13 protein-coding genes and 1 pseudogene are annotated in these 12,262 nt (G+C 62.1%); 5 read left to right on the top strand and 9 right to left on the bottom strand.

Features of this window, described 5'->3' with window-relative positions; genetic code table 11:
* Nucleotides 1–30: 30 nt before the first annotated feature.
* Nucleotides 31–1,043: pseudogene (locus JOH52_RS00720) on the bottom strand (zinc-binding alcohol dehydrogenase family protein).
* Nucleotides 1,044–1,143: 100 nt separating this feature from the next.
* Here JOH52_RS00720 and JOH52_RS00715 point away from each other — a divergent pair.
* Both JOH52_RS00715 and JOH52_RS00710 read left to right on the top strand, forming a co-directional pair.
* Entirely contained in the window at nucleotides 1,144–1,545 is a 402-nt protein-coding gene (locus tag JOH52_RS00715) for a winged helix-turn-helix transcriptional regulator (protein ID WP_014529126.1), read from the top strand.
* Between the two features lie 138 nt (nucleotides 1,546–1,683).
* Nucleotides 1,684–2,610 (top strand): diacylglycerol/lipid kinase family protein, encoded by a 927-nt coding sequence (locus JOH52_RS00710; protein WP_010969003.1) that lies wholly within the window; start codon nucleotides 1,684–1,686, stop codon nucleotides 2,608–2,610.
* Nucleotides 2,611–2,625: 15 nt separating this feature from the next.
* Here JOH52_RS00710 and JOH52_RS00705 read toward each other — a convergent pair whose 3' ends face one another.
* Entirely contained in the window at nucleotides 2,626–4,113 is a 1,488-nt protein-coding gene (locus JOH52_RS00705; RefSeq protein WP_010969004.1) for an ArnT family glycosyltransferase, read from the bottom strand.
* Entirely contained in the window at nucleotides 4,106–5,125 is a 1,020-nt protein-coding gene (locus JOH52_RS00700; RefSeq protein ID WP_010969005.1) for a glycosyltransferase family 2 protein, read from the bottom strand. Before JOH52_RS00700 ends, JOH52_RS00705 begins: the two co-directional genes overlap by 8 nt.
* Before the next feature lie 95 nt (nucleotides 5,126–5,220).
* Between JOH52_RS00700 and JOH52_RS00695 the strand changes: the two genes are divergently transcribed.
* Nucleotides 5,221–6,177, top strand: coding sequence for a lysylphosphatidylglycerol synthase domain-containing protein (locus tag JOH52_RS00695; RefSeq protein ID WP_003527322.1), 957 nt, complete (start codon nucleotides 5,221–5,223; stop codon nucleotides 6,175–6,177).
* A gap of 28 nt (nucleotides 6,178–6,205) precedes the next feature.
* On the opposite strand, the gene JOH52_RS00690 is transcribed toward JOH52_RS00695, so the two are convergent.
* From JOH52_RS00690 to JOH52_RS00675, 4 genes are all read right to left on the bottom strand, one after another.
* Nucleotides 6,206–7,708 carry an AMP nucleosidase gene (locus JOH52_RS00690; RefSeq protein ID WP_003527321.1) on the bottom strand — a complete coding sequence of 501 codons (1,503 nt, stop codon included), beginning with the start codon at nucleotides 7,706–7,708 and terminating at the stop codon, nucleotides 6,206–6,208.
* Between the two features lie 79 nt (nucleotides 7,709–7,787).
* On the bottom strand, nucleotides 7,788–8,108 hold the full coding sequence (locus JOH52_RS00685) for a YnfA family protein (RefSeq protein WP_003527320.1): 321 nt from the start codon (nucleotides 8,106–8,108) through the stop codon (nucleotides 7,788–7,790).
* A 74-nt stretch (nucleotides 8,109–8,182) separates the two neighbouring features.
* Nucleotides 8,183–8,356 carry a hypothetical protein gene (locus JOH52_RS00680; RefSeq protein ID WP_010969006.1) on the bottom strand — a complete coding sequence of 58 codons (174 nt, stop codon included), beginning with the start codon at nucleotides 8,354–8,356 and terminating at the stop codon, nucleotides 8,183–8,185.
* A 13-nt stretch (nucleotides 8,357–8,369) separates the two neighbouring features.
* Nucleotides 8,370–8,543 carry a hypothetical protein gene (locus JOH52_RS00675; protein WP_003527318.1) on the bottom strand — a complete coding sequence of 58 codons (174 nt, stop codon included), beginning with the start codon at nucleotides 8,541–8,543 and terminating at the stop codon, nucleotides 8,370–8,372.
* Between the two features lie 235 nt (nucleotides 8,544–8,778).
* Between JOH52_RS00675 and JOH52_RS00670 the strand changes: the two genes are divergently transcribed.
* A complete protein-coding gene (locus tag JOH52_RS00670; protein ID WP_014529127.1) occupies nucleotides 8,779–9,480 on the top strand; it encodes a glutathione S-transferase family protein in 702 nt (233 codons plus the stop codon).
* 223 nt (nucleotides 9,481–9,703) lie between these two features.
* Here the strand turns inward: JOH52_RS00670 and JOH52_RS00665 are convergent, their stop codons facing one another.
* Entirely contained in the window at nucleotides 9,704–10,045 is a 342-nt protein-coding gene (locus JOH52_RS00665) for a DUF2147 domain-containing protein (RefSeq protein WP_010969008.1), read from the bottom strand.
* A 584-nt stretch (nucleotides 10,046–10,629) separates the two neighbouring features.
* On the opposite strand from JOH52_RS00665, the gene JOH52_RS00660 reads away from it, so the two are divergent.
* Nucleotides 10,630–10,896, top strand: coding sequence for a sel1 repeat family protein (locus tag JOH52_RS00660; protein WP_003527312.1), 267 nt, complete (start codon nucleotides 10,630–10,632; stop codon nucleotides 10,894–10,896).
* A gap of 21 nt (nucleotides 10,897–10,917) precedes the next feature.
* Here the strand turns inward: JOH52_RS00660 and JOH52_RS00655 are convergent, their stop codons facing one another.
* Nucleotides 10,918–12,039, bottom strand: a complete 1,122-nt coding sequence (locus tag JOH52_RS00655; RefSeq protein ID WP_010969009.1) for a pyridoxal phosphate-dependent aminotransferase — start codon at nucleotides 12,037–12,039, stop codon at nucleotides 10,918–10,920.
* Between the last annotated feature and the right edge of the window lie 223 nt (nucleotides 12,040–12,262).

Genomic DNA, 12,262 nt, shown 5'->3' with positions numbered 1-12,262 from the left:
GGCCTTGCAGACGGCCCACATCGCGCCGGATCAGAAGCCGGCGAGCACCAGCTTGCCGCGCGTACGGCCGGTTTCGATCATCTGATGCGCCTTCCTGAGCGTTGCCGCGTCGATGGGGCCGAGCGTCTCCGTCAAGGTCGTGCGGATCTTGCCGCCATCCACCAGTTCCGCGACCCTGTTCAAGAGATTGTGCTGCTCGATCATGTCCGGGGTTCCGAACAGCGGACGCGCAAACATCATCTCCCAGTGGATCGAGACGGATTTGCGTTTGAACGGCGTGACGTCGAGGACAGCCAGGTCGTCGATCAGCGCGAAGCGTCCCTGCGGCGCGATCAGCTTGACGATCTCGTCGACATGCTTGTCGGTGTTGGTCGTTGAAAACACGAAGGCCGGCGCGCCGAGGGCGAGCTGCTCTATCTCCGCCGCAAGCGGGCGGCTGTGGTCGAGCACATGATGGGCACCGAGCTTCAAGGCCCACTCGCGCGTTTCGGCGCGTGAAGCGGTGGCGATGACGGTGACATTGGTCAAAGCGCGCAGCAACTGGATGGCGATCGAGCCGACGCCGCCGGCACCCCCGATGATCAGCACCGCATTCGCTGCACCCGGCACGGGATCATTGACCCTGAGGCGATCGAAAATCGTCTCCCAGGCGGTGATCGCCGTAAGCGGCAAGGCGCTGGCGGCTGCGAAATCGAGCGACTGCGGTTTCCGCCCGACGATCCGTTCGTCCACGAGGTGAAGCTCCGCATTCGTCCCGGGCCGGTCATGGCGCCTGCGTAGAACACTTCGTCGCCGGGTTTGAAGAGGGTAACCTTCGGGCCGACCGCCTTGACCACGCCGGCGGCATCCCAGCCAAGAACCTTCAGCTGCTCCGGCTCCGGCTGAACGCCGGCGCGCACCTTGGTGTCGACCGGGTTGACGGAAACCGCCCTGACTTCCACCAGGAGATCGCGCTCCCCCGGCGTCGGCACGGGCAGGTCCACGTCGATCAGCGCGGTCTCGTTGGCGATGGGTTGCGGTGTCTTGTAGGCGACGGCACGCATGGAATGCTCCTTTTGAAATTGAACAGGAGCTACATGGGCCCTATGCTCAAAAGGCACAAGAATGCACAAATTTGGCCTATAGTGTCGAAAAGGATACCGTATGTCCCGGCCGCGCGCGAAACTGACGAACACATTTCCGGGCTGCCCGGTGGAGTCGGCCTTGAGCTTCATCGATGGCAAATGGAAGGGCGTCATCCTCTATCACTTGATGAGCGAAGGCGTACTGCGCTTCAACGAACTGCGCAGGAGGCTGCCGAGCTTGACGCCGCGTATGCTGACCAGGCAGTTGCGTGAGCTGGAGGAGGCGGCGCTCCTGTCGCGTACGGTCTTTCCGGTCGTTCCGCCGCGTGTCGACTACGCCTTGACGGCGAGGGGAGAAAGCCTGAAACCGGTGATCATGGCCCTGAAAGCCTGGGGCGACGAGAATGTCCTCTGCGACGGCGACAGCATGACATTGAAGCCGCTCGAATCCCGCTCGCGGCCCGAACTCAAGCGCGCTTGATCGCTTCGTCGGAACCTCTCCACGCCGAAGCGGCCGGCGATATGGCTGCCCGGAATTTTCGTCGCCCGGCTATGGAAACCCCCGCGGCCGCTCTTATCTGAGAAGCTGAACGCACTCGCACGACGGAGGCAGCAGCCATTGAAAGTCAAGGCCATCTTCAATCGAGATGGGGGGACTTTTCGAACGACGGACATGGACGCCTACAGCAGGAAAGTCGAGGAGGACTTTCGGGCTGCCGGCCACGAGATTGAAATCGCCGTGGTCGGAGCGGACGAGATGCGGGATACTCTGGAGACCGCCTGCGGGCGGGGCGATCTCGATGCGATAGTCGCCGGCGGCGGCGACGGCACGATTTCGGCGGCGGCAGGCGTCGCCTGGAAAACCGGCATGCCGCTGGGCATCGTTCCCGCCGGCACGATGAATCTCGTCGCGCGCTCCCTGAAGCTGCCGCTCGATATCTGGAAGGTCCCGGAGGTGCTGGCCAATGGCCGTATCATCGATGCCGATATAGGCAGCGCCGACGGCCGTGCATTCGTGCACCAGTTCTCGATGGGCCTTCACGCCCGCATGGTACGCTATCGTCAATCCTATCGGTTCGCATCCCGACTCGGGAAGATCAGCGCCAGCACACGCGCCGCCATCGGTGTCATCTTCAATCCACCGGATTTCGAGATCGAATTCGACGCGGACGGGCACCGCGAGCGAAGGCATGTTTCGGCGATTTCGGTTTCGAACAACCATTTCGGCCACGACACGCTTATGTATGCCGAAGACCTGACGAGCGGCCACCTCGGCTTCTACACGGCGCCGCCGCTGAGCCCCGCCGGCGTGGCGAAGCTCTCTTTCGACATCCTGCGCGGAAAATTCAGGAGCAGCACGCTGATCACCGAGATGAGCGCTCTGACGGTCGACCTGCACTTTCCAAAGATGGACCGGAAGATCAACTGCGTCATCGATGGCGAACTCGTTCCGATCAGAAGCGGTCGGGTCGCGTTGCGCGTTCACCCCGGCGAACTGAAGCTGCTGGTCGGCTCGCAGGAGAGCAATGCCGGGAAAACCGTGTAACGGTTTTCCCGCGCGCTATTCCGCGACCCAGATATAGCTGAAGCCATAGCGATCCGAGCCGGTCCCGTAGAGATAGGGAAGGGCGAGGTGGCGCGGTGCCGCTGCCGCCCCCGGGACACCAAGTTCGGATAGAGCGTTCCGCAGCAGGTCGGGAACGGGCGCTTCCGGCTGTGCGTCATCGTGCCAGACCAGGAGAAGGGGTCTTCTCGACATATCGACCGGAAGGGCATTCGAGGGCCTCGGCATCGTGACCTGTGCCCGGCTGAACTGCGTTCGGAGATTTCCCGCAATCTGCTTGTCATTGGCGAGGATAAGCGCCGGCTGGCCGCCTTCCGCCTGCGCCACCGCTTCGGCAAATGCGGCGTAGGGTATATTCAGCCTCGAATAGTCGCCGAACCACGGCCGCACGACGGCTCGCGCCGATACCATCACGAGTGCACCCAGCGCGATGACGCAGACCAGCAGGAAGAAGCGCCTGAGGCTGTCTGTGAGGTCGATATTCGCCGCCTCGATCTTCAGGCAGAGATAAAGCGGAATGAGAACGAGGAAGAGGACCAGCCATTTTTCCCGTACATGGGTGGCGGCCACGCCGAGTACGACCAGCAGGACCGCAATCAGGCAAAGGGCGAGCATCCGCCCTATGATCCTGCTCCACTGGCTTTCCGCCTGCCAGATCGCGCGGAGCTTGCCGCGGAAGACGAGGCCGAATACGAGCAGCGGCCCCAGGCTGCCGCCGATGATGGCTGAGCCGAGCGAATAGACGCCGTAAAAGGCCTGAAGCAGAAGTCCCTCCGCCTCGCGCTCCCTCATCTCGTTCAAGGTCCCACCCGAGGCGAAACCGAAATTCTGCAGCATCCAGTAGGCGTGGGGCAGAACGATGAGAGTTGCTATCGCAATCGCCGGCAGAATGCGCCAGTCGAGTATCCGCGCCCGCAGCTCCCGTTCCGGCAAAACGGCGACAATCGCCGCGACCGGCACCAGGACGAAATTGTACTTCGCCATCAGGCCGATACCCACCGCGACCCCGGTGAGGAGATAGGAAAAGAGGCTGGGCCGCTTGAGCGTCCTCAGAAAGCCGTACAGAAACAACGAGACGGCGAAGAGTGCTGCAATCGTGTGCGAAAGGTCGCGCTGTGCGAGTAGAAAGACTGGGGGTAGCGTGAGAACGCCGAGCATCGCGATCGGGGGCAGACGCCGGTCGGCCAGCACGAGCCGTGCCGCAAGACCGTAGAACAGGCAACAGAGAAAAAGGAGCCCGTTCTTGAGGATGGTCATCGTCGCCAGCGAAGGTCCGATGAGCTCTGCCAGTCCATATTGCAGCCAATTGTAGAAGGGCGGCTGCGGTCCGTATCCGAGGGCGAGGAACTGAGACAGAAATGCCTGTTCCGCCTCGTCGATCTCCAGTGAGCTCGAGACGGAGACCCGCAGGATGATGCACAGCAGGAAATAGCCGGCAACCGCCAGGACGGCCGCTCCAGGCCGCCGATTGACCGCTTCAAGCATGCGGCTGCTCCCGCTCGAAAGTCTGGCGCACGATGTAACTCGTCACTTCATCGTCGCGGAAATAGGCGCGCGCCATCATCTCCGAGAGAATGCCGGTGGTGATCAGCTGGATCGACGAGAGGAACAGCATCACGCCGACGATCAGCATCGGACGGGTGCCGATGTCGTTGCCGAGGATGAACTTGTCTATCGCAAGATAGAGAAGGATCAGCACACTGAGGCCGCCGGCGGCCAGGCCAATGGAGCCGAAAAAGTGCCCGGGCCGCGCCTTGTAGCGCATGAAGAACAAGACCGCGAGCAGATCGAGGATAACCCGGAACGTGCGCGAGATACCGTATTTCGAGGTGCCGTAATGCCGCGCATGATGGGTCACCGGCATCTCCCCGATCCGGCTGCTCGGCACGACACCCGCCACCCAGGCGGGAATGAAGCGGTGCATTTCCCCCATCAGCTTCACCTGCTTGATGATGGAACCGCGGTAGATCTTCAGGCTGCAGCCATAATCGTGCAGTCTCACGCCGGTGATCTTGCCGATCAGAACGTTGGCGCACCAGGAAGGGATCTTCCTCAGAATCAGCGCATCGCGTCGGTTTTGCCTCCAGCCGACAAGGAGGTCGAGCCCGCGCTCTTCTATCGCCGCGACCATGTTGGGAATGTCCGCCGGATCGTTCTGGAGGTCGCCGTCGAGCGTCGCGATCAGCCGGCCGGAGGCCGCGTCGATTCCCGCCTGCATTGCGGCTGTCTGACCGAAATTCTTCTGGAGCTCGATGATCTTCAGTTGCAGGTCGGGGTTTGAAAGCTCCTTGCGCGCATTCGGCAGGGTCCGGTCCGTGCTGCCGTCGTCGACGAGGATGAGCTCCCATGACTTCAGGAACCCGGCCATGGCCGCCCGGATGCGCGTGACGAGCGGCCCGACGCTCTCCTCCTCGTTGAACACCGGCACGACTATGGAGAGCTCGACGCCCTCCAGGACTTCGGTCATCGGCTTCACGGGTTCTTCGATGCGATTCAAGGGGGCAGTCTCCGGTGGGCTTGCAGGTTTTCTTGCATACTTATGAGGTTATAACCAATGTCGAATCGCATTGCTGATACAGGAAAACAGTCTCGATGAATACGAACTGGGAGCGCAGCCGGCGGTCGTGGCTCGCCCGCAACCGTCTGGCACTGATTTCCGCGGCGGCAATCGCGGCTTATGCCATCTTCGTAGAGTGGGTCTGGGGCTGGCCGGTACTGCTGCGGCAATGGGCCGAGATCGGCGTCGGGCCGGTCCTCTCGGCGCTAGCGCTTCTCGTCGCCACCTATTTCATCCGCTGCTATCGGATCCACGACTACTTCCCGGGTGAAACCAGGGGCCGTTTTCTGTCTCTCTTCCGGGTGACCCAGGTTCACAATCTGCTCAACATCATGCTGCCGTTCAGAGCCGGCGAAACGAGCTTTCCCTTGCTCATGCGCAGCGAATTCGGCGTGCCGCTGGTGCGTGGCACCGCGGCGCTCTTCGTCATGCGACTTCTGGATCTGCACGCCCTGCTCACCGTCGCTGCGGTGGGCCTGGTGGCCGGGCGGGGCCAAGGGGCGATCGGCTGGGTTCTCTGGCTGATCGCTTTTCTGTCGCCTCTTGCCTTCTTTCTCATGAAGGAGAAAGCTCTCACCGTGATGCGCCGTGTCGCGCCGGCGAAGGCCGGTCCGCTCCTGGACGAGGCGGAGGCAGGTCTGCCGATCGGCATTCCCGCTTTCCTGCGGGCCTGGGCGATGACGATGCTGAACTGGGCGGTAAAGGTCGTCGTTCTCGCCTGGGTGCTCGCGATCATGGGGGTCGCGCCACTCGCCGCCTCCTTCGGCGGGGCGCTCGGTGGCGAATTGTCTTCCGTGCTGCCGGTGCACGCGCCGGCGGGTGTGGGAACCTACGCAGCGGCGATCGTCGCCGGCGCGGTTTCCTTCGGAGCGTCGGCGGATCAGGCGACGCTCGAGACGCTCGGCCGCGCCAGTGTCAATGCCCACCTCATGGTCATCGTGTCGGCGGTGGCCGGGACGATGCTGTCGCTCCTCCTGCGGCCGAAAGCGTGAAACGCTTCTGCGCGATAAGATGCTGGCTCTACTGGAACGAGGTCTCGTAGAAGCTTCTGAGCTTGCGTGAATGCAGCTTCTCGGGAGGCATTGCCGCCAGTTTCTGCAGGGCGAGGATACCGATCTTCAGATGCTGGCTCACCTGGGTCCGGTAAAAGGCGCTTGCCATGCCGGGCAGCTTCAGTTCGCCGTGCAGGGGCTTGTCGGACACGCAGAGCAACGTCCCGTAGGGGACGCGGAAGCGGAACCCGTTGGCGGCGATGGTCGCCGATTCCATGTCGAGCGCGATGGCCCGGGCCTGCGAGAGTCGTTTGACCGGCCCGCGCTGGTCGCGCAGTTCCCAGTTGCGGTTGTCGATCGTCGCGACCGTGCCCGTGCGCATGATCTGTTTGAGGTCGTAGCCCTTGTAGCCCGTCACTTCGGCGACGGCATCCTGCAAGGCAACCTGCACCTCGGCCAGTGCGGGCAGGGGAATCCAGACCGGCAGGTCGTCATCGAGCACGTGATCCTCGCGCATATAGGCATGCGCCAGCACGTAATCGCCGAGCCGCTGGCTGTTGCGCAGCCCCGCGCAATGGCCGAGCATCAGCCAGACATGCGGCCTCAACACGGCGATATGGTCGGTGATCGTCTTGGCATTGGATGGCCCGACGCCGATATTGACGAGGGTGATGCCGCCGTGCCCCTTCTTCTTCAGATGATAGGCGGGCATCTGCGGCAGACGGGCGAGCGAATAGTCGGCATCCGGCCGGTCGGCACCCGCCGGTGTGGTGATGTTGCCGGGCTCGATGAAGGCGGTGTAACCGTTGCCGCCCTCCGCCATCTGCTGGCGCGCCCAGGCGCAGAACTCGTCGACATAGAACTGATAGTTCGTGAAAAGCACGAAGTTCTGGAAGTGCCTGGCGCTGGTCGCAGTATAGTGGCTGAGGCGCGCCAGCGAATAGTCGATGCGCTGCGCCGTGAAGGGCGCGAGCGGCGACGGTTCTCCCGGTCCCGGCTCGTAGGAGCCGTTGGCGATCTCGTCGTCGGTGGTCGTAAGATCCGGCGCGTCGAAAAGGTCGCGCAACGGAATGTCGATGCTTTCGGCCGCAGACGCTTCGACATGCGCCCCTTCGCCAAAGGCGAAATGGAGGGGGATAGGTGTCGAGGATTCCGACACCGTGACGCCGACGCCGTGGTTGCGCATGAGGTGGCCGAGCTGTTCTTTCAAATAGTGCCGGAACAGTTTGGGCCGGGTGATGGTCGTCGTGTAGACGCCGGGCGCGCTGACATAGCCGAAGGAGAGCCTGGAATCGACATGTCCGAAGCTGCTCGTCTCGATGCTGACCTGCGGATAGCAGGCGCGGAAACGGGTGAGCGGCCTGCCGCTTTTTCCGAGCCCTTCGAAACCTTCGCAGAGGAAGCGGGTGTTGCGCTCGTAGAGCGCCTCCAGACAATCGACGGCCTCGGTCGGATCGTCGAAGAGCTGCGGCTCAAAGGGTTCAGGGGTGGCGACGGAGAGGACGGAGTTTGAAGAGATTCGCTTGTTCATGTCGCATTATATGCTGCACCTTTCGACAAGCAAACGACAAGAGTGTTGTTTTTTGTTCTACAGCGCCGCACGTTGTACTTCAGCGAGGCCCCGCGAGAATGATCGCACTGCCGGCGAGCGCCACGGCGGCGCCCGTCATGTCCCAGTGATCCGGCCGGACGCCTTCGGCAAGCCAGAGCCAAGAGAGCGACGCGACGATGTAGACGCCGCCATAGGCGGCATAGGTGCGGCCCGCCGCTGCCGCGTCCACCATCGTCAGCAGCCAGGCGAAAAGCGCGAGCGAAGCCATGCCGGGAATGAGCCATAAGGCGGATTTGCCAAGTCTCAGCCAGGACCAGAAGGCAAAGCATCCGGTGATTTCGGCAAGAGCAGCGAGAAAATAGATAGCGTATGCGGGCACGGTTTCAGGTCCTCCCGATCAAGAGAGAAACGGACTTTCAACCGACATGCAAGGATAGAAAGCGGGTCTCGAAATCAGCTCATCGCCTGGCGCTGAAGGGTGACGAAAAGAACGAAGCCGGCACCGTTCTTGCCGATGCCGTAGCCGGCGACTTTGCTGTAAGCGACCGCTCCGATGGGTGCGATGAGCAGGCCCGCGAGTATCAGGAGCCTGAGCGAAAGAATGGCAGAGGAGACGAGAGCGGCCATTCCACAGCTTCCTTCAGAGTTTGGCTTGGCAGTATTGCGCCGTGTGAGCGGTGCAATCCGTGAGCGAGCCGATATAGGTGTTCTGGCGGCGGCGTTCCGTGTCGGCGCCGACTGCGGCGGCAAGCGTCATCGCGAAGACGACCATGAGCAGGCTGATAATGGTGAGGCGGCGAGCGAGAATGTCCATGGTTCCGTCCGTTGAAGCGAGACACGTTCAAATCGATTGATTGTCTTTTCGCACAACCAAACTGAACTCTGGCTGAGACGTCCGTTCATCTGGCGTTCATCTAAGCAGCGCCGAAGATGTGCAGCGGTTTAGGGAGAACGATCATGCACTTAAACAAATGCGCGTCGGACTGCGGCCTTGCCGTTGAGCCGTCGTGTTCCTAAGTCTGTCCTTCCGACAAATCAGGAGAGACGCGATGACCGCTCCGATCGAGCTTTATTATTGGCCCACGCCGAACGGCTGGAAGATCACCATAATGCTGGAGGAGCTCGGCGTTCCCTACGTCGTCAAGTACATAAATATCGGCCGGGGCGATCAGTTCCAGCCGGACTTCCTGAAGATCTCGCCGAACAACCGGATGCCGGCGATCGTCGATCCGGACGGTCCGGGTGGCGAGTCCATCTCCGTATTCGAATCAGGAGCGATCCTGCAGTATCTCGGCCGCAAATACGGCAAGTTCTATCCGTCCGACGAGCGCGCCCGTGTCGACGTCGAGCAATGGCTCTTCTGGCAGGTGGGCGGACTGGGGCCGATGGCGGGGCAGGCACACCACTTCCGCCAATATGCCCCGGAAAGGATCGCCTACGGCATCGACCGCTATACCAATGAAGTGAACCGCCTCTACGGCGTGATGAACAAGAGGCTCGCCGACCGACCGTTCCTCGCTGGCGATTACTCGATCGCAGACATGGCCGCGATCGGCTGGGTGATTCCGCACGAGAATCAGGGCCAGGACCTCAACGAATTCCCGAATCTGAAGCGCTGGTTCGACGCCGTGCTTGCGCGACCGGCGGTGAAGAAGGCCATCGAGGTGGGCAAGGAGGAGCGGGCCCGCCAGAAGAGCCTCGCCGAGGACGAAGAGGCGCAGAAGGTTCTGTTCGGCCAACGCGCCCGCTGAGACGATGCCACGGACAGAACGGAGAAGCAGGAAACGAGGGCCTGCCGCATATATTCTCCCCCCTTGTGGGGGAGACGACAAGCGGCTTGACCTTCACCTATCCCAAGCGATGCCGTCGGCAGACCGCATAACTGGAAGCGAGAGCCAGCCGGTCTCTCTCCGTGCAACGGCTCCCTAGAGGTCGCGGCTGGTGCAACGCCGCCCATGTTTTAGCTGTCGAGGCTTAAAGACGCGTCCAGGTTTGCGACTTGCAAAGCACCTTCAGCACGCAGCCCCGCATCTTGAGCAGATTGCCGTCCACCGACCCTGTGCCGCTATAGGTTTTGTCGCTTTCGGGATCGGTGACCACGCCGCTATAGCTGCCGCCGGTTCCCGACAGCGAACCGACACGCTTGCCCGCGTGCTTGCCCGTCTTCAGCGTGACGCAGAAGGCCGCGCCGCAGGGGGCGATTTCCGCGGTGGAGCCGCTCGCCGTCTTCCACTTGCCGAGGATCGGTTCGGCGGCGTGGACCGGGGCGGCTGCGGCAAAGCCAAGCGCTGCTGCGACGAGCAATGTGCGAATCATGCGATCTCCTCCGAAGTCGGCAGGCCCTTCGGTCCTGCCGCGTGCTGGTTCCCTGTGGAGCGCGATCTCCTGCAGCGCCGCACGGGTTAACGGGCGAACGAAGATCACTCCGGCGCAGACAGTATATTACGCGTACGTAAAGGTAAATATCCGCGCGTTGCCTTGCAGGGCATGTTGCGCGCGGCGGCACCGTCCTTGAAAAGAGCAGCTGTTCTCATGGTTAGCGTTTAGTTGAAATCCGGACGTGAAATTTTCGTAAAATTCGAGGCGAATGCGTGCCTTTGCAGGGCCTGCAATGCTTAACGAAAACCCAAGTTTACCAAGCGTTTGGACTTTGTTTGCGTCAAATTAAGCATGGATTTTAAGCGGCCATTGAAGGCGGTCGGGCATATTCACATCCATAAGACGAGCGGCGAAACAAGCCGCCGACCAACCGGAAAGCGACACCGCAGAAGACGGGGCGATTTCCCGGAAAGCCCGCCAAGAGGCTCGATGAAACAGGGACCAGGATACTAGCTGAAGCAGGGCTCGCCCCAGACGGGCGGGCCGCTCGCTCTAACGAAGAAAAGACAGGGACAAGAAAAATGGCACTCTTTAACATTGAGATCGTTTCGGATGACGCCATCGGCGGCGGCAACCGTGCCGACGTTCTGTGCGAGATGGGCCTCGCCTATGCGACGGGCCGCGGCAGGCCCGTCGATCTGGTAGCCGCGCACAAGTGGCTGAACATCGCCGCGATCAGGGGCTCGGACCGCGCGGCCGACCTGCGGGCCGACCTTGCGGCGACGATGAGCAAGTCGGATCTCGCCGCTGCGCTGCGCGCAGCACGCGAATGGATGACGATGCACTGATGCGTGGCGGTTGCCGCCGGTTCAGGTGGCGGCCAAACTCCTGATCACCTCCGGAAGCGCGGCCGCAAGAAGATCCATTTCCGCATCGGGCGCGGTGCTGATACGGATGCAGCGGTTGAGCGGCGCGACGCCGGGCATGCGGATGAAGATCCCGTGATCGCTCATCAGCCGATCGACGATCGCCCGTGCATAGCTTGCATCCTTTCCACAATCGACAGCCACGAAATTCGTGGCTGAGGGCAGGGGGGCGAGTCCGCTATCGGCAGCTATGCGGCCGATCCTTTGCCGTGAGTTCGCGATTTTGAGCGTGACTTCCTTCAAATAGTCCTGATCGGCCAAAGCGGCGATTGCTGCTGCCACGCCGATGCGGCTCATACCGAAATGATTGCGGATCTTGTCGAAGGCCTGGGCGGTCCCCGGCGTCGACAGCGTATAGCCGATGCGCGCGCCTGCGAGGCCGTAGGCCTTCGAAAAGGTGCGCGCGCGAATGACGTTGGGTTTGTCGATAAGGCTTTCGATCGGCGGGAGCGCATCCCGCGGCGCCGTTTCGCAATAGGCTTCGTCGAGTACGAGGAGCGTCGTTTCCGGCAGGGCCTGCGCGAAGGCGACGACGCGCTCGGCGGGCCACCAGCTTCCCATCGGATTGTCGGGATTGGCCAGATAGACGAGCGGTGCATTCTCACGGCCCACGGCGGCGAGCAGTCCTTCGAGATCTTCCCGGTCGTCGGCATAGGGTACCGTGACCAGCCGCCCGCCATGGCCCGCGACATGATAGTTGAAGGTCGGATAGCCTCCGAGAGAAGTCACCACCGGCGCGCCGGCTTCCACGACGAGCCGCACGATCTGCCCGAGGAGGCCGTCGATACCCTCTCCGATGGCGATATTGGCGGGAGAGGTGCCGAGATGGCGGGCGAGCGCCTGCTTCAGGTCGTGGTTTTCGGGATCGGCATATTTCCAGGTGTCGCCGGCCGCCTGGCGGATGGCGAGCAACACGGATGGTGCCGGGCCGAAGCCGCTCTCATTGGCGCCGATGCGTGCCGCAATCTTGCGGCCGTGCTGACGCTCGAGGGCTTCCGGGCCGACAAAGGGAACGCTGGCCGGCAGGGATTGGATGAGTGGCGTGAAGCGTGAGAATGCGGACATCTTGAAAAACCGTACTCCGTTCGGAAATGCCCGCGGAACTTATCGCATAAGGATGGGAATCGGAATCGACGCAGAGAAAGAATTCCCCCGGAAGAAGTCAGTGCACTTGGCGTTGTGACGTTTCATGCGCGACGGACAAGACCTTTCCCGATTGCCCGATGCGGTCCTAGTTCTCATATGACTCGGGGGGCGCCGCGGCCCGAAGCGGATGAAAATCGGATGA

The sequence above is a fragment of the Sinorhizobium meliloti genome, assembly GCF_017876815.1.
GTDB classification, from domain to species: Bacteria; Pseudomonadota; Alphaproteobacteria; order Rhizobiales; family Rhizobiaceae; genus Sinorhizobium; species Sinorhizobium meliloti.
This window is presented reverse-complemented; position numbering and strand designations above follow the sequence as displayed.

What these genes read in the sequence shown, in the direction of transcription:
- JOH52_RS00715 (WP_014529126.1), top strand. Translation starts at nt 1,144, where the DNA reads ATGTCCCGGCCGCGCGCGAAACTGACGAACACATTTCCGGGCTGCCCG.
- JOH52_RS00705 (WP_010969004.1), bottom strand. Translation starts at nt 4,113, where the DNA reads ATGCTTGAAGCGGTCAATCGGCGGCCTGGAGCGGCCGTCCTGGCGGTT.
- JOH52_RS00695 (WP_003527322.1), top strand. Translation starts at nt 5,221, where the DNA reads ATGAATACGAACTGGGAGCGCAGCCGGCGGTCGTGGCTCGCCCGCAAC.
- JOH52_RS00690 (WP_003527321.1), bottom strand. Translation starts at nt 7,708, where the DNA reads ATGAACAAGCGAATCTCTTCAAACTCCGTCCTCTCCGTCGCCACCCCT.
- JOH52_RS00680 (WP_010969006.1), bottom strand. Translation starts at nt 8,356, where the DNA reads ATGGCCGCTCTCGTCTCCTCTGCCATTCTTTCGCTCAGGCTCCTGATA.
- JOH52_RS00675 (WP_003527318.1), bottom strand. Translation starts at nt 8,543, where the DNA reads ATGGACATTCTCGCTCGCCGCCTCACCATTATCAGCCTGCTCATGGTC.
- JOH52_RS00670 (WP_014529127.1), top strand. Translation starts at nt 8,779, where the DNA reads ATGACCGCTCCGATCGAGCTTTATTATTGGCCCACGCCGAACGGCTGG.
- JOH52_RS00665 (WP_010969008.1), bottom strand. Translation starts at nt 10,045, where the DNA reads ATGATTCGCACATTGCTCGTCGCAGCAGCGCTTGGCTTTGCCGCAGCC.
- JOH52_RS00660 (WP_003527312.1), top strand. Translation starts at nt 10,630, where the DNA reads ATGGCACTCTTTAACATTGAGATCGTTTCGGATGACGCCATCGGCGGC.
- JOH52_RS00655 (WP_010969009.1), bottom strand. Translation starts at nt 12,039, where the DNA reads ATGTCCGCATTCTCACGCTTCACGCCACTCATCCAATCCCTGCCGGCC.